This window comes from Bifidobacterium sp. A11 (genome assembly GCF_000499185.1).
Taxonomy (GTDB): Bacteria; Actinomycetota; Actinomycetes; order Actinomycetales; family Bifidobacteriaceae; genus Bombiscardovia; species Bombiscardovia mizhiensis.
The window spans coordinates 14,551-38,772 of sequence record NZ_AWUO01000010.1; the positions used below are offsets into that span (position 1 = coordinate 14,551).

General features: G+C 64.6%; 15 protein-coding genes. 5 read left to right on the forward strand and 10 right to left on the reverse strand.

Annotated features, from left to right (window positions below; translation table 11 throughout):
• Nucleotides 1-100: 100 nt before the first annotated feature.
• The 3 genes from P273_RS0107435 to P273_RS0107445 all read right to left on the reverse strand — a co-directional run bounded on the left by P273_RS0107435 (nt 101) and on the right by P273_RS0107445 (nt 3,302).
• Nucleotides 101-2,461: a bifunctional (p)ppGpp synthetase/guanosine-3',5'-bis(diphosphate) 3'-pyrophosphohydrolase gene (locus P273_RS0107435; RefSeq protein WP_024627825.1), complete on the reverse strand. Its 2,361-nt coding sequence runs from the start codon at nt 2,459-2,461 to the stop codon at nt 101-103.
• 83 nt (nt 2,462-2,544) lie between these two features.
• Nucleotides 2,545-3,009, reverse strand: coding sequence for a dUTP diphosphatase (gene dut / locus P273_RS0107440; RefSeq protein WP_024627826.1), 465 nt, complete (start codon nt 3,007-3,009; stop codon nt 2,545-2,547).
• A complete protein-coding gene (locus tag P273_RS0107445) occupies nt 3,009-3,302 on the reverse strand; it encodes a DUF4193 domain-containing protein (protein ID WP_024627827.1) in 294 nt (97 codons plus the stop codon). The genes dut and P273_RS0107445 overlap by 1 nt, the downstream gene beginning before the upstream one ends.
• A gap of 167 nt (nt 3,303-3,469) precedes the next feature.
• Between P273_RS0107445 and sepH the strand changes: the two genes are divergently transcribed.
• Nucleotides 3,470-4,531, forward strand: a complete 1,062-nt coding sequence (gene sepH, locus P273_RS0107450; protein ID WP_024627828.1) for a septation protein SepH — start codon at nt 3,470-3,472, stop codon at nt 4,529-4,531.
• On the opposite strand, the gene P273_RS0107455 is transcribed toward sepH, so the two are convergent.
• A complete protein-coding gene (locus P273_RS0107455) occupies nt 4,532-5,755 on the reverse strand; it encodes an alkaline phosphatase family protein (RefSeq protein ID WP_024627829.1) in 1,224 nt (407 codons plus the stop codon). It abuts the gene before it with no gap.
• A 114-nt stretch (nt 5,756-5,869) separates the two neighbouring features.
• Between P273_RS0107455 and P273_RS0107460 the strand changes: the two genes are divergently transcribed.
• Nucleotides 5,870-8,494 (forward strand): DNA topoisomerase (ATP-hydrolyzing) subunit A, encoded by a 2,625-nt coding sequence (locus P273_RS0107460; protein WP_024627830.1) that lies wholly within the window; start codon nt 5,870-5,872, stop codon nt 8,492-8,494.
• A gap of 19 nt (nt 8,495-8,513) precedes the next feature.
• Here P273_RS0107460 and P273_RS0107465 read toward each other — a convergent pair whose 3' ends face one another.
• The 4 genes from P273_RS0107465 to P273_RS0107480 form a co-directional block, all read right to left on the reverse strand.
• The gene (locus P273_RS0107465; RefSeq protein WP_024627831.1) at nt 8,514-13,421 is read right to left on the reverse strand and encodes an ATP-dependent helicase; all 4,908 of its coding nucleotides are present in this window, start codon (nt 13,419-13,421) and stop codon (nt 8,514-8,516) included.
• A gap of 48 nt (nt 13,422-13,469) precedes the next feature.
• Nucleotides 13,470-15,818: a type IIA DNA topoisomerase subunit B gene (locus tag P273_RS0107470; protein WP_024627832.1), complete on the reverse strand. Its 2,349-nt coding sequence runs from the start codon at nt 15,816-15,818 to the stop codon at nt 13,470-13,472.
• A gap of 130 nt (nt 15,819-15,948) precedes the next feature.
• Complete coding sequence (locus P273_RS0107475; RefSeq protein WP_024627833.1) at nt 15,949-17,367, reverse strand: RNA polymerase sigma factor; 1,419 nt, start codon at nt 17,365-17,367, stop codon at nt 15,949-15,951.
• Nucleotides 17,368-17,463: 96 nt separating this feature from the next.
• On the reverse strand, nt 17,464-18,069 hold the full coding sequence (locus P273_RS0107480) for a DUF4192 family protein (RefSeq protein ID WP_172637259.1): 606 nt from the start codon (nt 18,067-18,069) through the stop codon (nt 17,464-17,466).
• A 184-nt stretch (nt 18,070-18,253) separates the two neighbouring features.
• On the opposite strand from P273_RS0107480, the gene P273_RS0107485 reads away from it, so the two are divergent.
• Nucleotides 18,254-19,453 carry a polyprenyl synthetase family protein gene (locus tag P273_RS0107485; RefSeq protein ID WP_172637260.1) on the forward strand — a complete coding sequence of 400 codons (1,200 nt, stop codon included), beginning with the start codon at nt 18,254-18,256 and terminating at the stop codon, nt 19,451-19,453.
• A gap of 19 nt (nt 19,454-19,472) precedes the next feature.
• Nucleotides 19,473-21,620, forward strand: a complete 2,148-nt coding sequence (locus P273_RS0107490; RefSeq protein ID WP_024627836.1) for a Stk1 family PASTA domain-containing Ser/Thr kinase — start codon at nt 19,473-19,475, stop codon at nt 21,618-21,620.
• A gap of 12 nt (nt 21,621-21,632) precedes the next feature.
• Here P273_RS0107490 and P273_RS0107495 read toward each other — a convergent pair whose 3' ends face one another.
• The gene (locus P273_RS0107495) at nt 21,633-22,331 is read right to left on the reverse strand and encodes a 1-acyl-sn-glycerol-3-phosphate acyltransferase (protein ID WP_024627837.1); all 699 of its coding nucleotides are present in this window, start codon (nt 22,329-22,331) and stop codon (nt 21,633-21,635) included.
• 48 nt (nt 22,332-22,379) lie between these two features.
• Between P273_RS0107495 and P273_RS09320 the strand changes: the two genes are divergently transcribed.
• Nucleotides 22,380-22,925, forward strand: coding sequence for a hypothetical protein (locus P273_RS09320; protein ID WP_024627838.1), 546 nt, complete (start codon nt 22,380-22,382; stop codon nt 22,923-22,925).
• Nucleotides 22,926-23,022: 97 nt separating this feature from the next.
• On the opposite strand, the gene trpD is transcribed toward P273_RS09320, so the two are convergent.
• Nucleotides 23,023-24,123 (reverse strand): anthranilate phosphoribosyltransferase, encoded by a 1,101-nt coding sequence (gene trpD / locus P273_RS0107505; protein ID WP_024627839.1) that lies wholly within the window; start codon nt 24,121-24,123, stop codon nt 23,023-23,025.
• Nucleotides 24,124-24,222 lie beyond the last annotated feature (99 nt).

Consider the following 24,222-nt stretch of genomic DNA (forward strand, 5'->3'; position numbering starts at 1 on the left):
CCGTTGATAAACGTCTTTCAGTTCAGGACCGAAAGCAAGTGACCATGCCGTCGCAAGAGTGTAGAGGAAAAGCGTACATGGTAGTGGTTGAGAGGGAAGGTCAGATGGCCCGCATATGGGGGCTGGCCGAACCCTTGGCTCCGGTCAGACGGTAGGCATCGAAGACCCCGTCGATCTTCCTGACGGCAGACAAGAGGGTGTTCAGATGCTGGGGGTCGCCCATTTCGAAGACGAACTGGCTGACCGCCACCCGGTCACGGCCAGTGGACTGGCTGCCAGACAGGATGTTGACGCCGTGGTCGGACAGCACCTGGGTGATGTCAGAGAGCAGGTGGGGCCGGTCCAGGGCCTCCACCTGGATCTGTACCATGAAGGTGCCCTGCTTGCCTGTCCATGAGACCTCGATGATCCGTTCGGGTTGCTTCTTGCGCAGGTCCAGGAGGTTCTGACAGTCGGACCGATGAACCGAAACGCCCTGGTTGCGGGTGATGAACCCGGTGATGGGGTCTCCCGGCACCGGGGTGCAGCAACGGGCCAGCTTGACCCAGACATCGTCCACACCCTTGACCGAGATCCCCTGGGAGGTCTCCGGCCGGCTGGACTTGGTGACCCGCTGCAGGGGAATGGCCTCCTGCTCCACCTCGTCCTCAAGGGCCGACCGGCCGGCGTCATGGACCAGACGCGAAATCACGTTCTGGGTGGAGACCTGTCCGTCGCCAATGGCGGCGTAGACCGCCTTCTCATTGGGATAGTTGAGCTCGTCGGCGGCCCCCACCATGGCTTCGGGGGTGAGCAGGGTGGCCACGGGCAGGTTCCGCTTGCGCATGGCGCGGATGAGCTCGTCCTTGCCCTCCTCGATGGTCTCCGAACGGCGCTCCTTGCTGAACCACTGACGGATCTTGCTGCGGGCACGGGGGCTCTTGGCGAAACTGAGCCAGTCGCGCGAGGGCCCATCGGTGTCCGACTTGCTGGTCAGAATCTCCACCGTATCACCGTTGCGCAGCTTGGTGTCCAGGGGGACCAGACGACCGTTGACCCTGGCGCCCATGGTTCTGTGTCCCACCTCGGTGTGGACGGCATAGGCGAAGTCCACGGGTGTGGAGTCGGCCGGCAGGGAGATGATCTTGCCCTTGGGGGTGAACACATAGACCTCGGCCGAGCCCAGATCGTCCTTGAGGGAGCCCAGGAACTCGTTGGAGTCGGGGGTCTCGCTGGTCCAGTCGGCCAGCTGCTGGATCCAGGTCAGGTTGTCCTCCTGGCTCAGCTCCCCCTCCTGGCGCTCACGCTTGACATCGGACTTGTCCGGCTGGGAGAGCTCGCGGCCGGCGGACCCGTTCTCCTTGTACTTCCAGTGGGCGGCGATGCCGAACTCGGCGCGACGGTGCATCTGCCAGGTGCGGATCTGGATCTCCACCGGCTTGCCACCCGGGCCCACCACTGTGGTGTGCAGGGACTGGTAGCGGTTGGTCTTGGGCATGGCGATGTAGTCCTTGAACCGCCCAGGCACAGGACTCCAGCGGGCATGCACAGCACCCAGGGCCGCATAGCAGTCGCGGATGGTGTCCACGATGATGCGCACCCCGACCAGATCGTAGATATTGGCGAAATCGTGCCCTCGCACAATCATCTTCTGGTAGATGCTGAAGTAATCCTTGGGCCGTCCGGTCACCTGAGCCTTGATGCCCTGGGCATCCAGATCCTCGTGGATCTCGTCCAGGATCTGCTTCAGGTAGACCTCCCGCTGGCCCGCCCTGCGGGAGACCAGGACCACGATCTCGTTGTAGATCTTGGGATAGAGGGTCTTGAAGCTGAGCTCCTCCAGCTCGGTCTTGATGGCGTTCATGCCCAGACGGTTGGCAAGGGGCGCATAGACATCCAGGGTCTCACGGGCCTTGCGCTGGGCCGATGAAGCCTTGACGTAACGCCAGGTGCGAGCGTTGTGGACCCGATCGGCCAGCTTGACCACCAGGACGCGGACATCCCGGCTCATAGCCACGATCATCTTGCGGATGGTCTCGGCCTGGGCCGAATCGCCGTAGTCCATCTTGGATATTTTGGTGACCCCATCCACCAGGCCGGCCACCGTGTCGCCGAACTCATTCCGGCATTGCTCCAGGGTGTAGTCGGTGTCCTCCACGGTGTCGTGCAGCAGGCCGGCCGAAACCACCGTGGGACCCATGCCCAGGTCGGCCAGAATCTGGGCCACAGCCAGTGGATGAATGATGTAGGGCTCGCCGGACTTGCGCCTCTGGTCGGCATGCTGGACCACAGCCCGATCATAGGCGCGCTGGAGCATGGACAGATCCTCGCCGGGATGGTGGGCGGCGCAGATCTCCCGGATGGGCATCAGGGGGTTGAGCGGATCGTCGCTGATCTCGCAGCCCAAGGCTCTGGAGGACAGGCCGGAAGGGGCCTGCTCGCCGACATCATTGCTGCAGACGCTGCCCTCCGGAGTGACCATTCAAGCCTCCCATGTCCTGATATAATGCACCAATCCTACACTTGCGCCTGACCCATTCAGGCCGTCCGTGTCCGAAGGATGCCTCAGCGGCCCGTCGAGCCGAATCCGGCATCCGAACGCGCCGAGCCGGGCAGACGTTCCGCGGGCACGAAACGGGCCTGTACGTAGCGCTGAATGATCAGCTGGGCAATGCGCTCCCCGGGCTCGAAATGAACCGACTCGTGCGGATCCAAGTTGATCAGCGGCACCTTGATCTCGCCCCTGTACCCGGCATCGATGGTTCCGGGCGCGTTGAGCACGGTCACCCCCATCTTGACTGCCAGTCCCGAGCGCGGGTGAACCAGGCCGACGTACCCGTTGGGCAGAGCCAGAGCGACACCGGTGGGAACCAGCGCCCGCTGGAAGGGGGCCAGATCCACGGCCACCCTGGCTCGCAGATCGGCCCCTGCATCGCCGGGCATGGCGTATTCCGGCACCTTGGCCCCATCCAAGGATTTGAACAGGACCTCGACCGTTTCTGGCTCGTTGTAGGACTCGTCGTAGGCCATCAGGCGGCGCACTCCTTGCAGACGGGCTTGCCGTCGGGGGTGGTGTAGGCCAGCTGGCTCCGGTGCTTGACCAGGAAGCAGTTGGAGCAGATGAATTCATCGCCCTGCATGGGGATGACGGTCACCGAAGAGTCCTCATTGCTCAGGTCGGCGCCAGGCAGCTCGTAGTCCTCGGCGATGGCGTTCTCGTCGTCGTCCAGGTCGGCCCCGGCATCCTGGCCGCTTTTGCCCAGCTCCTGCAGGGATTCCTCGTCTTCGTCCTTGTCGCGCGGGGTATCGTAATCCTGTGCCATCGTGTACCCTTTCCTTGTTCGGCCGGCCACCTCGTATGCCGGTCATTTCACACGATATGTACTGCGCATAGGATACACGATTTCAAAAGCACGTAAAATACCAACCGTAGGGCACAATGGAAATACCTAAGGCCGTGTAAAGGAACCGTAAGAGGATAGGGGCGTGCATGTCTGAGAATGGGACCCGGGTGGCCAGCTTTGACCATGTCGACGACAGGGGCGATCTGGTCTTCGTCTGTGACCACCGGCACTTCGCCGTAAGGGTCGACGATGCGCTTGATCGCGCCATTCTTGAGGCCAAGCAGGTCAAGGAGGAAGAGGACGTTGACCCCCAGACCGGCAAGTCCAAGCCCCTGCCTGTCTCGGCCATTCAGGCGGCTGTGCGCGCCGGCGCCCGCCCCGAGCAGGTGGCTCAGCAATACGCTGTCAACGAAGCGCTGGTACGGCGTTTCGCGGCCCCGGTAGAGACCGAAAAGAAGTACGCCATCGAGCAGTTCCTGACCATGCCGGCGCCCAAGGGGTCGGGTGGGCGAAACTACCAGGAACTGATAGGCAAGGTGCTGGCCCGTGCAGGGGTCAGCCTGTCACAGGTGTCCTGGCAGGCCACCAGACGAGGGTACGAACCCTGGAACATCAACGGCGTGTTTACCTTGGACAAGCGGATTTTCAACGCCCGCTGGGCCTGGAACATGCATGACAATACCGTGACCTGTCTGAACGGGGCGGCAAGGATGCTGCTGGATGATTCCGCAGACGATCATGGCCAGGATCGGCCTGCTGAAGCGATTGACGATCAGACCGACAGGCGGCCTCCAAGCCAGAAGGATACCTTTACCCAAATCGAAGAAGAGGACGCCGGTTCGGAGGGCCAGGAGAGCGGTGAACGTCAGGCGGCACTCACGGCCTGGCTCTATGGCAAGCCCAAGGAAAGCCAGGAGCGGACAGCCGAGCGGGAGCCCAGCCACCCCAGTGCAGAACTGACCGAGGACCCCGACACGGCCGAGCACCCTCCCATCAGGGACAACGAATCCACCATGGTCCTGCCCGTGCAGAACCATGGGCAGGGCCAGGCGGACCAAGAGCAGCCCCGGCAAGAGGATCCAGGCGATGATGCCGTGCAGGACGAGCAAGAGGATCAGCCCAAGGAGGGCCGCCGCAGCAAGCGGGCCAAAAAGCACTCCGGGCGGTCGGCCGTGCCCAGCTGGGATGAGATCCTCTTCGGCAAGTAGTCAGACCAGGTCGATCAGGCAGGGAATCTGCGTCTCCAGACGGGTCCATGAACCATGCACACCGGGCAGCCTGGTTGCGGCATCCGTCTGATCTGCAGAATTCACCAGGGTGATCCGGTCACCGGCCAGCACCAGAAGGTCGCCGATCATGGGGCGAATTCGGGCGTCTACAGGGCCGAAGATTCCCTCTTTGATGGCCTGGTCCCGGGTCAACACCCAGGCCCGCTCCCCCAGATGCTCACGCCAGCGTGTAGCCACGACCTGGGGGTCCGCCCCCTGGTCCAGATAGAGCATGACCGCCCTGGGCTCGCCGCCCACCAGTCGCACATCCCGGTTCAGCTCCGGTTCCTGGGCAATGTCAATGCGCTGGTTCGGATCGGACTCAACCATGCCGTGATCAGCTACGATCACCGTCAGTGTCCCGGCGGGCAGGCGGCGATGAAGCTCGGCCAGCTGTGCATCGGTGGCTTCAAGAGCGGCCACCCACTCCTCGCCCTCCCAGCCGCTGTGGTGGCCCACCTTGTCCACATCGCGGATGTAGAGATAGGTCAGCCCCGGCTGGCGGGCAGCCTCGCAGGTGGCCAGGAGACGCTGACTGGAGTGGTTGTGGGCCAGGTACTCCCCGCCACGCAGAGCCGCGCGGGTCAGGGCTGAATCGCGAAAACGCGGCAGGCCCGAGGAGGTCACACGGACCCCTTGCGCCTGGAGGGTCTCGAAGACCGTGGGACGGCGTTGCAGGTGCTCGGGATCCTGAGCCCCCCTGAATTGGATCATCTGACCCAGCTGGCCGGTGTCCGGGTTCAGCTGGGTGTAGCCGGTCATGCCGGTCAGCCCGGGGCTGGTTCCGGTGCCGAAGACCCCCATGGCCGCCACGGTCGTCGAGGGCAGGCTGGTGTAGAGGGGGCGCTGGTTGATGGGCTCGGACAGCAGCGAGCGCAGGTAGGGCACATGGCCTTGGCGGCTGACCAGATTCCAGAATCCCAGCCCATCCACCAGGACGACGACCGCCGACCGGGCCTCCGGCAGTCCCAGGGCCTCCTGGAGGGCCTTGGCAGACGGATGGACGTCGGTGGCCACAGGCGTTCCCAGGCATGCGCTCAGGGCGGGCAGGACGGCGGACAGATGCCTGGCCCCGCCAACATGGTTGGCCCCCGCCCGGTCCCCGTATTGGATAGGCGGACTCGGCTGCAGCAGTTCCTTCATGTCAGGTGTATCCAGACCCATGCCTTCCATTCAAGCACGGTCAGGCCCCAGGCCGACACCGCATCCCTGCGGTGAAGGCTTTGGCGGACCGTCCGGTTATCATAAGGCGGAACGTGAAGGAGCAGGAGCTGGAGCATGGCAACTCATCGCAGGAGCAAGGCGGCGGGGTACGACCCCAGGCAGGTCAAGGAGCATATCGTCGAAACCCCTCTGAACGAGGAGATGAGCAAGTCCTTCCTGGAATACGCCTACTCGGTCATCTACGCCAGGGCCCTGCCCGACGCCCGTGACGGACTCAAGCCGGTCCAGCGGCGGATCATCTACCAGATGGGCCAGATGAACCTCAACCCCGACCGCCCCTACATGAAGTCCGCCAGAGCCGTGGGTGAGGTCATGGGCAAGCTGCACCCTCATGGCGACTCATCCATCTACGAGGCCATGGTCAGGCTGGCCCAGCCCTTTGCCATGCGTCTGCCCCTGGTCGACGGCCACGGCAACTTTGGATCCCTGGACGACGGCCCGGCGGCCTCCCGCTACACCGAGGCCAGGCTGGCTCCGGCGGCCCTGGGCATGAACGCCGACATCGACCAGGACACGGTGGACTTCTCCCCCAACTACGACAACAAGCTCAAGGAGCCCCAGGTCCTGCCCTCGGCCATTCCCAACCTGCTGGTCAACGGGGCCTCGGGAATCGCCGTGGGCATGGCCACCAACATGATCACCCACAACCTGGGCGAGGTGGTGGCCGCTGCCAAGTACCTGATGGCCCACCCGGACGCAAGCCTGGACGAACTCATGCGCTACGTGCCCGGCCCGGATCTGCCCGGCGGCGGAGTCATCGTGGGTCGGGACGGCATCCGCAAGGCCTACGAGCACGGCCGGGGTGCCTTCGTAACCAGGTCCGTCACCCACCTGGAGAACGTGACCGCCCGCAAGAAGGCCATCGTGGTCACCGAGCTGCCCTTCATGGTGGGCCCCGAACGGGTGCTGGAACGCATCTCGGATGGGGTGCGCAACCACAAGCTGGAGGGCATCTCCAGCGCCATCGACCTGACCGACCGGCACAACGGGACCCGCCTGGTCATCGAGATCAAGACGGGATTCGACCCGGGCAAGGTCCTGGGCAAGCTCTTCAAGTACACACCCCTGGAGGACTCCTTCACCATCAATAACGTGGCCCTGGTCCACGGACGGCCCAGAACCATGGGGCTCAAGGAGCTGCTGGAGGTCTGGGTGGAGCACCGGCGTACGGTCATCCATCGGCGCAGCGAGTTCCGCCGTAAGAAAGCCCTGGAGCGCCTGCACTTGGTCGAGGGACTCCTGCTGGCCCTGGTCGACATCGACGAGGTCATCCAGGTCATCCGCAGCTCGGACGATGCGGATGCGGCCAAGACCAGACTGATGGCGGTCTTCGATCTGGACCAGACCCAGGCCCAGTACATTCTTGACCTGCGGCTGCGTCGGCTGACCAAGATGAGCAGGATCGAGCTGGAGGGCGAACGCGACGACCTCAACAAGCAGCTGGAGGAACTGGAGCGGATTCTGGGTTCCTCAGCCGAGCTGGACCGGGTGGTCATCCAGGAGATGGACCAGGCGGTAGCCCAGTGGGGTACGCCCAGGCGCACGGTCATCCTGGACCAGGAGCCCTCCGGCGACCTGGCCCCCGTGCAGTCAGCAGCAGCCGGCGACCAGCAAACCCCCAGCAAGGCCGGTGCCGGACCACAGGCCGCACTGATGGCCAGCGGAGGAACCAGCCGCGGCGGGGACGGCGGCGACCTGCACATGGAGGACAAGCCCTGCACGGTCATGATGAGCGCCACCGGCCTGCTGGCACGCAGCACCCCAGGAGCCTTGGACGCTTGGCGGTCCCGGCCGCGCAACCAGGACCGGGGGCATGACGACCAGATCATCGCCATATTCGCCACCACCACCCTGGCCACCTACGGCCTGGTCACCACGGCTGGACGGCTGATCACCGCTCCGGTGGCCGACCTGCCGCTGATCCCCGGCACCGCCAACCCCAACCTGAGCGGGGGCATCGTGGCTGACGAGCTTCTGGGCGGGACCGCCAGCACGGAGCCCCAGCCCGACGAGCACGCCGTCACCGTCATCGACATGGCCGACACCCGGCCCCTGGCCCTGGGCACCCGGCTTGGCACGGTCAAGCGTTGGAACCGTGAGTCACCGACCACCATGGACTCCTGGACGGTCATCGACCTGAAGAATGAGGATCAGGTGGTCTTCGCAGCCCCCTGCCAGGACGGGGACCGCATGGTGCTCATCTCCTCGGATGCCAGCCTGTTGACCTTCACCGGTGACAAGGTTCGCCCCCAGGGTCGCAATGCGGCCGGCATGGTGGGCATCCGACTGGTCCAGGGCTGCCAGGTCGCCACCTTCGCGGTCGTGCCGGCCGGAGAGATCGGCTGGACTTACCAGGAGACCGGCGAGGATGGCATGAGCACCCAGGCCGGGGCCGTGGTCCTGACCGTGGCCGGCGACTCTGAGGCTCTGCCCGGCACCGAGAACGGGTCGGCCAAGCTGACTCCACTGGAGATGTATCCGGTCAAGGGCCGTGGCACCAGGGGTGTGCGCTCCCAGCGCTTCCTCAAGGGACAGGACACCCTGCTGCTGGCCCGGGTGGGTGCCTGGCCCCTGCACGCCAGCACGGCTGCCGGTTCTCCGGTCGACCTGCCTGACGTGGACATGCGCCGGGATGCCTCCGGTCAGGAGCTGGCAGCGCCCATCGCCTTCGTAGCCTGAGGAAGCATTCGAACAAAGCTCAGTAGAGGGCCATGCCACCTGGTCCGGCCGTGAATCCGGCGGCAGCCAGGGCCATGCCCACCGGTTCACGCATGGTCAGGGGCCGGCCATTGGCATCACTAAAGAGGATGCGTCCCTGCCCGCCCCGCCTCAGCCATGAAGCCAGCTGGGCGAAAGCCGCCTCCAGCAATCCACGCTCGGGCTCACCGAAGACCAGCAGATGATGCCCCTTGGGCGCCGCGTAAACCAGGGCACGGCCTCGATGCTGCACCAAGAGGTTCCCCATCCGCCGAATGGGCCGACCGCCGGCATCCCCTGATGTAGTCGGCCAAGCAAGAGCCGTGCCATAGAGGTTGGCGGGATCGGTCACATCCATGACCACGGGTTCGGGAGGTCGCTGCCCCGATCCGCCTTCATCATCGCTCCGGCGCTCATCCTCTTGGAAATCCCTGAGCTGGTTGATCACCTCTCGGGGGGCGAACTGGGCACCGCCGAAACCGTCGACGATGACCCCACGCGTCAGCTGACCGGCCTCCTCCATCCGTCTACAGACCTGATAGAGGGCCGAGAATCCGCCCGGCAGGGAGCGCACCTCAGGCAGCACCGGAGCCAGGAGCCCATAGCGGTCCAGGATGGCCTGCTCCTCGTGGACCAGGCGGACGGTCCGCTGTCGATCATCGTCCTGGCTGCCTCTAGGTTCATCGCGTGAACCGGCCATGCCAGTCCCCGCTGAGCCTCCTGCTGCCCCGCGCTCATCGACAACCAGGGTCCAGAACCCCTCCGCCGCTGCTGACAGCGCTGTTGAGCTGGCCGCCCGCATCATGGCTGCACGACCCCTGGGCCTGCCGTGTCCACGCAGGCCGTGGGGCAGGCGTCGGGTCCTCCCCGAGGACTGAGAACCTGATCCTCGGATCAGGCGCCGAACCGGAGCCAGGGAGGCGTTGGTGACCAGTCCACGCCTGACCAAATCCCAGAGCGACCGTGCCACGGCCTCCTGATCGGGGGCTTCAAAACCAGGAGACTCAATGTCATTCCCGCCTCGGCCGGCGCAGGCGCGAAGAAGCCGATCGAAGCGGTAGGCTCCCCCGTCGGCTAGAACATCCAGCATGGTCTCTTCCAGATCGCCCGCGTCGCCCGCCTTGCTCGACTTGCCGGCCACATCCGTGACCGATGAAGAACCAGCGGATTGTGCTGGAAGCTCATCATCCAGGTCCTCGGCCAGATAAAAGGTCATGGCGCCCAGCGGGCCCTCCCCCTGGTCGGACCCCACCCAGATCACCTGGCCCGAAGCCAGCAGATCGTCCATCAAGGCCGGTCCGTAATCACGCACCCTGGCCGGGAAGATGGCCGACTCCCAGAGTTCGGGCGGCAGAGCCAGCCCCTCCAACTGCCCGACCACCTCCAGCAATCCTTCGGTGCCCATCAAGGGCTCCTGGCCGAGGGGTGCCAGACCCTGCCGGTGAAGAAGAAAGTCGCTGTAGACATGGCCGGGGACGGGACTGGCGGCCTTGCTGGCCTTGGCCAGGGACCGCGAGCGCAGCCGACGGAAGACCTCGGGATCCAGCCACCCTCGGCGGGGTTCGCCTCCCTCAAATCCAGACTCGCCATAGGCACTCAGGTCAGGCCTGGGAAAGACCCCGGTCATGAGCAGCTCGCGTGAGGCCAGGGAACGCAGTCGGTCCTCCAAGAGAGCGCTGCCCAGACCCAGGTGACCGGCCAGGTCCTCGGTGGTGAACGGCCCATGCACTTCGGCATATTGCCTGACCAGCTGGTCAAAGGCTTCACTGTCTGATTCCGATTCCTGTATTGACTGAGCGGATGGCTGGATGATGCCAGGTCCCAGAACCGCCGTCAGCCGCCCTGCCTGACCGGCCCATACCCAGCAGTCGCGTGTACCCAGTCTGACCTGGACCACCCTGTCCTGCGCATGCAGCTCCTCCAGCATGGCCCGGACCTGTGCCTCCGTAACCGGTGCTTCCTCCTGCCCGCGCATGCGCCGACGAATCCCAGCCAAATCCATGGGGCCCAGGGTGCGCAACAGGTCGGCCAGCCCTTCGGCTCCCCTGGCCCGGGTCCTGGGCGAAAGCCGCTGCAGATCAGCAGTCACCTGGTCGACGGTCTCCTGATCCAGAAGGTCAGCCATGTCCACCTGGCCGACCATCTGCTCCAGCAGGTCAGAGTCGATGGCCAGCATGGCGGCGTCGCGCTCGGCCTTGGGCATGTCGTACTGGTACATGAAGGTCCCCAGGTAGCCGAAGAGCAGCCCTGAGGCCATGGGCGAGGGGGCCTTGGTGGAGGCCGGGACCAGACGAACGCTCCCCTGCTCCAGGTCGGCCATCAGCTCGCGCAGGGCAGGCATGTCGTAGACGTCCTGCAGGCACTCGCGCATGGTCTCCAGAACCAGGGGGAAGTCATCCTCCTTCAGAGCCGCATCCAGCAGACGGGAGGCCCGCAGACGCTGCTGCCAAAGCGGAACCCTGCGACCCGGCTCCATCCTGGGCATGTAGAGCGAGCGGGCTGCGCACTGGCGGAAGCGGGCCTGGAAGAGCGCGGAGCCCACCAGATGCCGTCGGACCTCGCGCTCCACCTGATCAGGGGTGAATCCGAATATTCGCTGATCTTCCAGGAAGGCATCAGTGCCCGGAATCTGCACGACGATGCCGTCCTCCCCCGCCCAGACGGATCCGTCGTATCCGCGCTCACGGGAGAGCCGGGCGGCGATGGCCAGGGCCCAGGGCTCGTTGACCCTGCGGCCGTATGGCGAATGGAGGATCAGCCTCAGGTCGCCCTCCTCGTTGGGGCAGCGCTCGACCACCAGATGCCGGTCGTCGGGCACCCGGCCGGTGGAGGCCTGCTGCTCGGCCAGAAAAGCGGCCAGATTGTTGATAGCAGGACGGTCCAGGCCGTCCTTCAGCAGACGAGTGCTTACTGATTGAGTGAAACCCGGCCGGCCGGAGGCAGTCTGGACCTCCGGTATCAGCCCCTGTGTCAGTTCCCTGGCGAGCCTGCCCAGGCGACGGCCAAAGGCAGGGTCGCGGCCGGTGCCCTCCCCGTGCCAGAAGGGTAGCCTGGCGGAGCGCCCCGGAGCGGGTACCACCACCACACGGTCGCGGGTGATCTGCTGGATCCTCCAGGAGGTGGTGCCCAGGGTGATCACGTCCCCCTTGCGGGACTCGTAGACCATCTCCTCATCCAGCTCCCCCACTCGGCGAGGCTTGCCGCCGGCGGCCTCGGAGGGCATGACCACACTGTAGGAGCCACGGTCGGGAATAGTGCCTCCGGAGGTCACCGCCAGTCGTTGCGCGCCGGGCCGGGCCGTCAGCATACCGGTCTGGTGGTCCCAGACCAGAATGGGGCGGAAGGCGGTGAAATCCTGGGAGGTGTAGGCACCACTGAGCATGCCCAGCACCGCCCGGTAGACCTGCTGGTCCAGGTGGGCGAAGGGCGCGGCCCGTCTGACCGTGGCCAGCCAGTTCTCCTCCTTGAGCGGGCCCATGGCGGCCGCGGCCACCGTCTGCTGGGCCAGAACATCCAAGGGACTGCTGGGCATGATAGTGGGTTCGATATCACCCTGGACCATGCTCTCCATGCTGGCCGTGCACTCCAGGATCTGCTCGCGGGTCAGGGGGAAAAGCCTGGCCTGTGATACCCGACCCACCTGATGGTCGGCCCGGCCCACCCGCTGCAGTCCCGAGGCGGTCGACAGCGGGGCATTGACCTGGATGACCAGATCGACCGAACCCATATCGATACCCAGCTCCAGGCTGGAGGTGGCGACCACGCACCGCAGTCTGCCGGCCTTGAGATCGTCCTCCACCTGGCGGCGGCGTTCCTTGGACACCGAACCATGGTGGGCCATGGCGATGGGCTGGTCGACGCTCTGGCCGGAGGTTCTCTCGGAAGTGGACCCGGTGGCCGAATCGTAGTGGGCGGGCTCCCTGGACTCAGCTGTTTCATCGGATGAACCTGGCCGGCCGTGGCCGGACGCCTGCAGATCAGACTGGTGCAAGTCATTCAGCCGGGCGGTCAGGCGCTCCGCGAGCCCTCGGGAGTTGACGAAGACCAGGGTGGTGCGGTGGGACAGGATCTGATCCAGGATGGCCCGCTCGACGGCAGGCCAGATGGATCCGCTTCTTTGGTCCCCCTCCTGCCCTTCCTGGCTGGACTCGCCAGGCGGCGCAGCCAGATCCCCCATGTCCTCCAAGGGTTCGATCAGGCGCAGGTCCATGGCTGTGGACGACTTGGGCTGAATCAGACTGACCGGACGGCTGCCTCCCAGAAAACGGGCCACCTGCTCGGGTGGACGGACCGTCGCCGACAGGCCGATCCGCTGCACAGGCCCTCCGACCAGGTCGTCCAGGCGCTCCAGGCTCAGGGCCAGATGGGCCCCGCGCTTATTGCCCGCCAAAACGTGGATTTCGTCCACAATAACGGTCTGCACGTTCTTCAGCGTGCTGGCCGTCTTGGAGGTCAGCATCAGATAGAGGGACTCAGGTGTGGTGACCAGAATATCCGGCGGATGGGCGGCCAGGGCTCTGCGGCCGCGGGCGTCGGTGTCTCCGGTACGGATGCCCGTTCGGACCTTGGGCGCTTTGCGTCCCTGCTGTACAAAGCGCTCGGCGATGCCCTCCAGCGGAGCCTGCAGGTTGCGGGCCACATCCGTCCCCAGGGCCTTCATGGGCGAGATGTAGAGCACGGCGACCCCAGGTTTCCTGGAACTCCGAGGTCTAGTCATGAGCTCGTCGATGGCCCAGAGAAAGGCGGCCAGGGTCTTGCCTGAGCCGGTGGGCGAAATGATCAGCGCATCGCCGCCTGAACGGATGGCCGGCCAGGCCTGCACCTGGGTCGGCGTGGGACCCTCGGGGAAGGCCTGACGAAACCAGCCGGCCGTTTGTGGGGAGAAATTACCCAAGGGATCGCTGCTCATCTGCGTTACGCTCCTCTCCCCACCCTTTTGGGCCTTGCTGAAGACAGATCAGGTGTCGATCTTGCTCCGGTCGAAGTCGTCGGCATTATCCACGATGAACTGCTTGCGGGGCGGCACGTCGTCCCCCATGAGCAGGGGGAAGATGCCGGCCGCCTGAGCGGCATCCTCCATGCGGATGCGGCGCAGCATGCGGGTCCTGGGATCCATGGTGGTGTCGGCCAGCTGGTCGGCATCCATCTCGCCCAGACCCTTGTAGCGCTGCACATCGGGATTGTAGTCGATGTGCTTGGCCTGCAGGTCGGCCAGCTTGCCCTCCAGCTCATCGTCCGAATAGGTGTAGATGAACTTCCCCTTGTTCTTGCCTGCCAGGGCGATTCGATGCAGGGGCGGCACGGCTGCGTAGACCCGCCCGTTCTCGATCAGGGGCCGCATGTAGCGGTAGAAGAGGGTCAGCAGCAGGATGCGGATGTGGGCACCGTCCACGTCGGCATCGGTCATCATGATGACCTTGTTGTAGCGGGCCTGGTCGATGTCGAAGCTGGCTCCCGAGCCCGCGCCGACCACCTGGATGATGGAGGCGCACTCCTTGTTGGTCAGCATCTGGGACAGGGAGGCCTTCTGCACGTTGAGGATCTTGCCTCGGATGGGCAGCAGGGCCTGGAACATGGAGTTTCGGGCCGCCTTGGCCGTGCCCAGAGCGGAGTCGCCCTCGACGATGAACAGCTCGGCGATGTCGTCGTTGCCGGGCATGGAATCCGAGAGCTTGGAGGGCATGGAGGCCGATTCCAGGGCGTTCTTGCGCCTGGTGACCTCCTTGGTCTTGCGTGCCTGGACGCGGGCGTGCATCTCGCCCACGATCTTTTCCAGCACCTGGCCGGACTGCTCCTTGAAGCCGCGCTTGGAACCGCTGATCATCTGGCCGAACTGGTCGTCGGTCATCCGGGTGACGATGGGCTTGACCTGGGCCGTACCCAGCACGTCCTTGGTCTGGCCCTGGAACTGCGGCTCGGCGATGCGCACGGTGACCACGGCCACCAGCCCGGCCAGAACGTCGTCGCGCTCAACCTTGGTGTGGGAGTCCTTGAGGTTGACCTTCAGGCGGCGGGCGTTGGCCTCCACGGCCTTGCGCACCTGACGGGTCATGGCGTTCATGAACCCGTCCACGTGCATGCCCCCGCCGGGCGTCTCCACCACATTGACGAAGCTGCGGACGACTGAATCGTAGTCATTGACCCAGCGCAGGGCGATATCCACCCCGCAGACACGTTCCACCTGCTCGGCGTGCAGCTCGCCATCGGGGCCCACCCGCTGGGTCTCCTCCTGGTAGGTGTCCTGGCCGCTGATCCGCCAGATGTCGCTGACCGGCTCGCCCTTGGACAGGAAGTCCACAAAGTCCGTCACCCCGCCGGTGTGCAGGAACTCCTCCACCCGTTGATGGCCGGATTCGTCCTCCGGCTGCAGCATGGCCCGGTCGGCCCGCTCGGTGGCCGAAAGGTCGTCATCATCTATCTGCGCGTCTTCGTCACGTTCGCCTTCGGCACCTTCTTCAGAGATGTCGTCGCTGTCAGGCGATTCACGAAGGTTCTCCTGAACGTCCTGATTGTCCGGCTCCGCGGAAGGTTCGCCGTCAACCTCCAGGCGCAGGTCCTGCTCGGCACTTCCTGTGGCGGGGATGCGGTCGTCAATCACGGTGATTTTGAGGCCGGGCACCAGGAAGCTGGTCTGACGCACCCGGTCGATCAGCTGGGCGTAGCTGAACCGGGCCGTGGGGTTGAAGATTTCTGGGTCGGCCCAGTAGCGCACCCTGGTACCCGTCCGGGACTTGGGCACACTGCCCACCACCTCCAGGGGCGTAGGCCGGTTCTTCCTGGTGCGTTTGAAGGGCGAGTCAGGCGAGGGATGCTCCGGATCAGGGTCCTGGTAGGTGCCGGGATGGCCCTGATGGAAGCGCATCCGGTGGGTCTTGCCGTCCCTGTCCACCTCCACGTCCAGTCGGGAGCTCAGGGCGTTGACCACCGAAGAGCCCACGCCGTGCAGGCCGCCAACAGCCGTGTATGAAGAGTTGCCGAACTTGGCGCCCGCGTGAAGCTTGGTCAGAACCACCTCCACGCCGGTCAGCCCTGTCCGAGGCTCAATATCAACGGGGATGCCTCGGCCGTTGTCGTCCACCTCGATGGAGCCGTCCCTGTGCAGGATGACCTTGATGTGGTCGCACTGGCCGGCCAGGGCCTCGTCCACGGCGTTGTCGATGATCTCCCAAAGGCAGTGCATGAGCCCCTGGCTGTCCGTGGTCCCGATGTACATACCCGGACGCTTGCGCACTGCGTCCAAGCCATCCAGAACCGTCAGACTGCCGGCACCATAGGACTTTTCCTTATCAGGCTTTTTCGCCACCATTTACCTCGCCGTTCACCTCATGGCGCCCAGGAGGACAGGAGTCCCCACATGGGCGGTCGCTTACGCACCGATGACCATTTCTAGCAAGGAGGCCTCGACAGTGTCAGGGCCTCCCCGTCGGGCGCAGAGGTCACTGATCCAGGAAGTCACGCAGGGTCTGCGAGCGCGAGGGATGCCGCAGCTTGGACATGGTCTTGGACTCGATCTGGCGGATGCGTTCACGGGTGACCCCGTAGACTCGGCCGATGTCGTCCAGGGTCTTGGGCTGCCCATCCTCCAGGCCATAGCGCATCTTGATGACGCCGGCCTCACGGGGGCTCAGGGTCTCAAGAACCTGCTGGAACTGTTCCTGCAGCAGAGAGAAGGCCACAGCATCCGAGGGGGCGATGGCGTCGGTGTCCTCGATCAGGTCGCCGAACTCCGAGTCGCCGTCCTCACCCAGAGGGGTGTGCAGGGAGATGGGCTCACGTCCGTACTTCTGAACCTCCTGGACCTTCTCGACGGGCATGTCCAGCTCCCTGGCCAGCTCGTCGGGGGTGGGCTCACGGCCCAGATCCTGCAGCATCTGACGCTGGACGCGGGAAAGCTTGTTGATGACCTCGACCATGTGGACGGGCACGCGGATGGTGCGGGCCTGGTCGGCCATGGCGCGGGTGATGGCCTGACGAATCCACCAGGTGGCATAGGTGGAGAACTTGTAGCCCTTGGTGTAGTCGAACTTCTCCACGGCACGGATCAGACCCAGATTGCCTTCCTGGATCAGGTCCAGGAAGAGCATGCCCCTGCCCGTGTAGCGCTTGGCCAGGGAGACCACCAGTCGCAGGTTGGCCTCCAGCAGATGGTCCTTGGCCTTCTTCCCGTCGTTGGCGGCCCACTTGAGCTCGCGGCGGCGCTTGAAGTCCATGCCCTCGCCCTCGGTATCCAGCAGATGCTGGGCATAGAGGCCGGCCTCGATACGCTCCGAGAGATCCACCTCCTGCTCGGCGTTCAGCAGGCTGACGCGGCCGATCTGCTTGAGGTAGTCCTTGACGGGATCGGCAGTGGCGCCGGCGGTGACCACGCGACGCTTGGGATTGCCAGAGGGGGTGACATTCTCATCGTCATCGGAATCGTCGACGACGAAAGCGCCTTTGACCTTGGCGGCGAGGGCATGGGCGGCCTTGCGGTCCTCCTCGGCCTCATCATGAACCTGGGAGGCCTCATCCTCCTCCTGGTCGTCCTCGTCGGGCTCGTCCTCCAGCTGGTCGTCCTCCTCCTGATCCTCGAGCAGATCCTCGTCGGGCTCCTGCTCCTCCTGCTGCAGGATGGGCTTCTCTTCGACCTTCTTGGTGGTCTTGGAGGCCGGACGGCGGTTCCTCTTGGTCGCCGAGGTGCTAGTAGCGGCGCTCTTGCGGGACGTGGTCTTGCGGGACGCCTTGCTGCTGGACTTGGACCTGGTGGTGGTCTTGGTCCTGCCGGCAGTTGAACTGCTCCGGCCCTTTGCGGTATCCACTGCGGCTGTCTTGGCTGACTTGGTGTCCTTCGTGGCCAAATTCTCCTCCTGGATCATCCCACCCGCCGACACTGCTTTTAGGGCACAGCTATGGCAAGGTCAAATCGTAGACTCATTACAGTGAACCACCCCAGGGGGACGATTATTCCCGATTCAGCTCAATTGCCTCCAAGCCGGATCGATGCCACGGCCTATCAAGGCCAGGACGATGGCGGCAAGGCTGCAGGAACGGTCGTCTGCCAGGGCTTTTTCTGCAAACCCCGATGCTCGGGATCCCCCGCTCCACCAGTCGACATAGGCCGCGACCGCCAGTGGCTGGGACCGAAACCCCGGCGGAACCTGATCCGCCATGGCTTCAAGCATGGCAAGCCCGGCACGGCAGCGGGGCTGGTCCGGCCGTGTCGCAGTGTCCTTGAAGACCGCATCCAGGATGCTGCAGAGCGCCGTCACATTAGACGGATCGTTGGGACGAACACACAGGTCCATCAACCGATCGCTGTCCAGACCAGGCTCAGGCGCCAGCATTGACAAAATAAGCCCGTCGCGTATGGCCAGAGTCTCCTTGATGGCCACGGCCAGGCAGTCGGCCGAGTCGGAGTCCAACTGCTGGCGCGCCTGCGGCCCTTTCAAACCAGCGATCCAGTCTGTCAACGGTTGCTGGAGCCATCGTCTGTCGGCTTCTTCCACACCCCATCGTCGTCGGCCCTCTCGGTAGTTCTCTACCAGTTCCTTCATACCTTTTTCATGTGCATCGTCCATGCCTGCAGCACCTCCCATCCGCTCCCGGTATGGGAACCGGGAGCCTTGGCACCATCCTGATCCAGTTGGCACCGCGAGGAAGGCCGCAACCGATCATGTGGTCAAGTGATGTCATCCATCCACCACGGTCCCGGCAGCCTGTCCGCTGGGCAGATATGCGGATAGGCTCTAAGGCATGGAAAGCGTGACTGCAGCACGGGTCGAACAGCGCATGGAGGAACTGCTCCAGCGCCGTTGCGACCACCTGATTGCTCCAGAACCCGGACCGGACCACCCCCGGGACCAGGACCCCTCCCAGGAGGCTTTGCATGAGGTCATCCTCCAGGCAATCGAGGCCGGCCGCGGCGGCAAACGCCTGCGCGCCCTGCTGCTCTGCGACGTCTGGCGGGCTCTGGATTCCGAGCAGAATCCTGACCGTGAACAGGCGGTGGTGGACCTTGCCTGCGCCTTGGAGGTCTATCAGACCAGCGCGCTGATCCATGACGACATCATCGACGGTTCCCCCCGTCGTCGCGGCCGCCCTGCCGCCCACCTGGCCCTGAGCCGGTCGGTTGCCGGAAACGATTCGAGTAGCCGGGCACCCGCAAGACCTGATGCCCGCGGCATCGGTCTGGGCATCCTGCTCGGTGACCTGCTGGCATCGCTGAGCACGGACATGGCCCTCCAGGCGGCTGCCGCCCTGCCTCAGGGACCGGCCATCGGAAGAACCTTCCAAGCCATGCAGACGGCTGTGGTCACCGGCCAGGTCCTGGACATGGGCATGGAGGAGGCCTGTCTGGACGATCCGGAACGCCTGCGCCGCCAGGCCCTGCACACCATGGCCTGGAAGACCGCCTCCTACACCACCCTGACCCCGCTGGCTCTGGGCCTGCTGGCCGCCGGAGCAGACATGGAGGAGCACAAAGAGTCGGTGTGCGCCCTGGGGCTGGACCTGGGGCTGGCCTACCAGCTGGCGGACGATCTGCTGGATGTCACAGGCGACGACCGACGCACCGGCAAACCTGTGGGTGGCGATATCCGCGAGGGCAAGCGGACCGTCCTCCTGGCCGACACCCTGGCCATGGCCGCTCCTGATCAGGCCAAAGAGGTTCGTCGAATCTACGATTCCCCGGCCGAACGCCGCAAGGATAGCCAGGTGAATATGGTCCGTGATCTGATGCAGTCCTGTGGAGCCGTAGAGGCCAGCCGTCAACGCATGGCCGACCTGTCCGTCCGAGCCCAGGCCCGAGCCCAGGCCCTGGCCGATGATCTGCATCTGCCGGCAAGTGGCCGAACCATATTCCTCGAGGCCTGCCGACGCTTCCTGCCGCTTGCCACCACCGCCGGGTATCATGAACGTGTATCTTCCATTGATGCCGAGGCCGGTCAGGCCTCCGAGGTGTAGAGGGCCGGACAAGACGAGCATGAGTGAAGCGGACGAGAGGACCAGCGACCGGATCATCGACGGGCGCTACCGCATTCTGCGTGAGATCGCACAGGGTGGCATGGCCACGGTCTACGAGGCCCTGGACCAGCGGCTGTCCAGGCACGTGGCGGTCAAGATCATGCACACCATGCTGGCCCAGGGACCGCACAGGGCCCAGTTCGAGGAGCGTTTCCGTCGGGAGGCCAGATCCGCGGCCGCCATCGCCAACCCCCACATCGTCCAGGTCTACGACACGGGTGTCGATCAGGGGCTGGATTACCTGGTCATGGAGTATGTCCACGGCATCAGCCTGAGACGGGACATGGCCCGGCAGGGCGTCTACCCCCTGAAGGAGACCCTGCGCATCTTGGGCGAGATCCTGGACGGCCTGGCCTCCGCCCACCGAGCCGGCGTCATCCACCGCGACATCAAACCGGAAAACATCCTCATCAACGACCGCGGCCATGTGGAGATCACCGACTTCGGTCTGGCCCGCGCCGCCGCCCAGGCCACCCTGTCCTCGACGGGCATGCTCATGGGCACGGCCGCCTACCTGGCCCCCGAGACCATCGAAAACAATGAGGCCTCACCCCAGAGCGACCTCTACGCCGTGGGGATTATCGCCTACGAGATGCTGACCGGCACGGTCCCCTTCGCCAGTGACAATCCGGTGACCATCGTCTTCAAGCACGTCCACGAGGATGTCCCCTCCCTGGCCAGGGTCTGCCCCGGAATCGATCCATCTGTGGCCGCCCTGGTCTCCGCGATGACCGACCGCTCCCCCGAAAATCGCCCGGATGACGCCGGTAAGGCCCTGGAAAGCCTGAGGAAGGTGGTCAAGGGACTGGACCGGCAAGCCTTGGACTACGTGCTGCCTGCAGCAAGCGAACAGCCCGCGTCCGCCATCGCCGGAACCTCTGAGCAGGAGACTACGGCACCCAGCGACGACGAAGCTGCAGCAACAGGCCCGGAGAATTCGGACACGGTTCCGTCTGTGCCCGCCCCGCCCGAAACCGATGCGGACGCAGCGACCAGACGCTATCGGCTCAACGACGTGGACACCCCCTCCCGAGCCGAGACCACGACCGTTCTGCAGCCTCAGAATCCGACAGCACTTTCAGCCGATGCAAAGACCGTGCAGGAAGGCGCAGAAGCGGCTCAACCCAAGCACAGGCATCGGGGCTTGATCATCACGCTTGTAGTCCTGCTGGTGCTGGCCCTGGCCGGAGGCGGCGGTGGCGCCTGGTGGTACTTCCTGGGCCCGGGCAGCTATGTTGCCCTGCCCAAGCCGGATGACGTCTCCTGCTCCAAGAACCAGGAGTGCAAGGTCGTCGGCGCCGACTTCGCCAAGTACGCCCGCACACTCAAGGTCGCCGGCATCGAGGTCGACACCGCCTACGACTTCAGCGACCAGGTGACCAAGGGAGCCGTCATGGCCGCGGATCCCGATACTGTCGGAGCCCATATCAGCAAGAGGGGCGGTAGGCTCAAATTGACCGTCTCCAAGGGAGTGCGTCAGGCCACGGTGCCCAAGGACATCCTCATGCCGGAAACATCCAACGGCAAGGATCCGGTGCAGGCTCTGAAGGCAGCCGGGTTCGACAGGATCGACCACGACACGTCCAGGGACCAATACTCCATGGACATCCCCGAAGGAGCGGCCATTTCAGTGGACCCGGCCCCGGGAACCAAGACCCGTCACGATGCCAAGGTCAGCCTGGTCCTGTCCAAGGGTCGGATGCCTGTGGCCATGCCCGATATCGTCGGCAAGGCCAGGGATGAGGCCAAGGCGGCCCTGGAAGCCCTCCGGCTCAAGGTCAGCTACAGTGAGGACTGGTCCGACAAGGTGCCACGCAACCAGGTGATCTCCGCTTCCCACCAGGCCCAGGAGCAGCTCCATTGGGGCGATGCTGTCAATGTGGTGATCTCCAAGGGTCCACAGTCCATCACCATGCCCGATGTGAAAGGCAAGAGCCAGGACGAGGCCACCCGGATTCTGGAGGGATACGGGCTCAAGGTCAACATTTCCGCTCCGCTGGGCAACCTGACCCATACGGTGCGCATCCAGGACCCCAATCCCGGCAGTCAGGTCAAGGTGCTCAACGATGACGGCTCGCCGGCCGTCGTGACCCTGACCGTGGTCTGAACCCTTGGGAAGTCAGTCCAGCTCCTGAGTGTTCTCGTGGTTGTCATGCGCCTTGATGACCTGGGCATACACGTCCACGTATCGTTGCCCGCTCATCTCCTGGATCTCCTGCATGATCCGGTCGGTCAGGTTGCGGATCTCCTCATGGGTGAGGCTGTTGACCGGCACATAGGGCACCGTGATGGGCTTGCCGTAGATGACCTTGGTTCTACCCTTATGCGGAAGCACATGGCCGGGCTCCTGAAGCTGCCTGGTGCCGATGATGGCTGCCGGCACCACCGTCGTCCCGGTCTCAAAGGCCAGCCGCGCCGCCCCGGTGTGCCCCCTATAGAGCCTGCCGTCCGGGCTGCGCGTCCCCTCCGGATGGATGCCGAAGATGTGCCCGTGCTCAAGGATGGAACGCGCCGTTTCCATGGCTCCCAGCGACTTGGAGCCGCCTGATCTGTCCACGGGGAAGACTCCGACCGAGCTGAACCACCACTTCTTGAACTTGCCCTTTATCCCCTTGCCGTTGAAATACTCGGCCTTGCCCATAAAGTGGATCATCCGAGGGCAGGTGATGGGCAGGAGGGCGTCGTCGATGACGGCCAGATGGTTGGAGGCGATGATGGCAGCCCCCTGCTTGGGAATGTTCTCCGTGCCCTCAACGGTCGGTTTGAACCAGGTACGCGCCAACGGACCGAGCAGTTTGACGAAGAACCAGTACAGCACAGAGACTCCTTGGTAGCGAATGCGTGTGGCCGAGGTTACGATGGTTCTATGACCGAGCACAAGCATAACGACGCCGGGAAACAGTATAACAGCGAGGCGGGAACCGGCTCCCCACAGGGGGACGAAGAGTGGGCGGACTTCCTGAACTCGCACGCTGACGAGCTGGGTTCCCTGGAATCGTCCAGGACGGCCAAGGAATTTGAAAAGAAGGCTCGAAAGTCCGAGAAGAAGGCGGCACTGAGGGCAGAGGACCTGAAGCGCGACTCCTTCGTCGGCGGCTCAGGACCGCGCGATTTCCAAGGCAGGAGCTGGCTGGACACCGACGAGGTCATGGATCAGTCGTCGAACTTTGTGCCGCCCAACCCCGACCTGAGCGACCTGGGCAGAAGGCGGGTGGCCTTCATGATCATGACGGCGCTGGGCCTGGTCTGCTTCTTCCTGACCATCTTCATCCCCCGCTGGTCCGGATTGACCGGCCTGCTGGCGGGCCTGCTCCTGCTGATAGGCATCGCAGGACTGATCATCGACCGGAAGAATTTCCGCGACGATTCAAGCGGGCTCTTCGATGACGACCAACGGCACTACCGGCGATAATGCCGTGTGCCGCCGTATACAAGCCTCCAAAACAGTTCGGGCCTCGCTGGCAGAGAGATCAGCCGGCGAGGCCCGAACAGGCTTGGCAGCCGCGAACCTAGACTAAGACCGGACGGGATGCCCGATTCTCTTGCTGGCAGCGGGACTGCGCTTCCTGGGCTCCGTGGATCCAGGCTGCCAGCAGGTCGGCGGCCCTGCCCTGGTCCACAACCTCGGTGGCCAGTTGATAGGCCTGGGCAAACCGCACGTTCAGGTCGGCCTCGGGACCGGCGTCGATCTGCGTGCCGTCAGCCACGATGGCCGAGGCCGCATTGAGCAGGGCCGTGGAACGCGAAGGAACCGACTTTCCAGCCAGGAAGTCCCTGACGACACTGGCGTTGAAGGCCGGATCGCCGCCGCGCAGGTCATCCAAGTCCACCGGGTCGAGGCCCAGTTCACGAGTCGGGTCGAAGGAGCGTTCCTCCACCTTGCCCTGGTGAATCTCCCAGATGGAGACCGGACCGGTCGGGGCCATCTCGTCCAGGCCCTCGACCGAGGTGTAGACCATGCCCTCCTGGCCGCGTGAGGCATAGACCTGGGCCATCATGGGGCTCAGCTGACGTTGCGCACATCCGATGGCCACATAGCGCGGGTTGACCGGGTTGGTCAGGGGACCCAGCAGGTTGAAGACGGTCGGGATGCCCAGCGACGAGCGAACAGGCCCAGCAAACCGCATGGCAGGGTGGAAGGTCTTGGCGAAGACGAAGGTGATGCCGTAGCGGTCAGCCATGGCAGCCACCTCCTGCGGCGGCAGATCCAAGGGCAGACCCAGCTGCTCCAGGCAGTCGGCGGTGCCGCTCTTGCTGGATGCGGCCCGGTTGCCGTGCTTGACGATTCTGACCCCTGCTGCGGCAGCCACAATGGCGCCCATGGTCGACAGGTTGACCGTCGCTGCCCCATCGCCGCCGGTGCCGACGATGTCGGTCACGTCACCCCTGACCTTCAGCGGCACCGCATGGCCCACCATGGCCTTGGCGGCCCCTTCGACCTCAGGGCTGGTCAGCCCCAAGGTGGACTGCATGGACAGGGCAGCGCCCACCTGCACCGGGTCGGCATTGCCGTCCATCAGGTCGTTCATGCACCACTCGGCCTCATCCGCGCTCAGGTGTCGACCGGACACCAAGGAGTTCAGGACGGATTTCCAGCTAAGTGGCCGCATGATGACTCTTTTCCCTTTGAAGAAGCGGGGCCGGATGCCCCGCTGTTTGCTCTAGGTTTACTGCCCTGCCCCTCCCCTGCACAAGGCCATCCCATATTT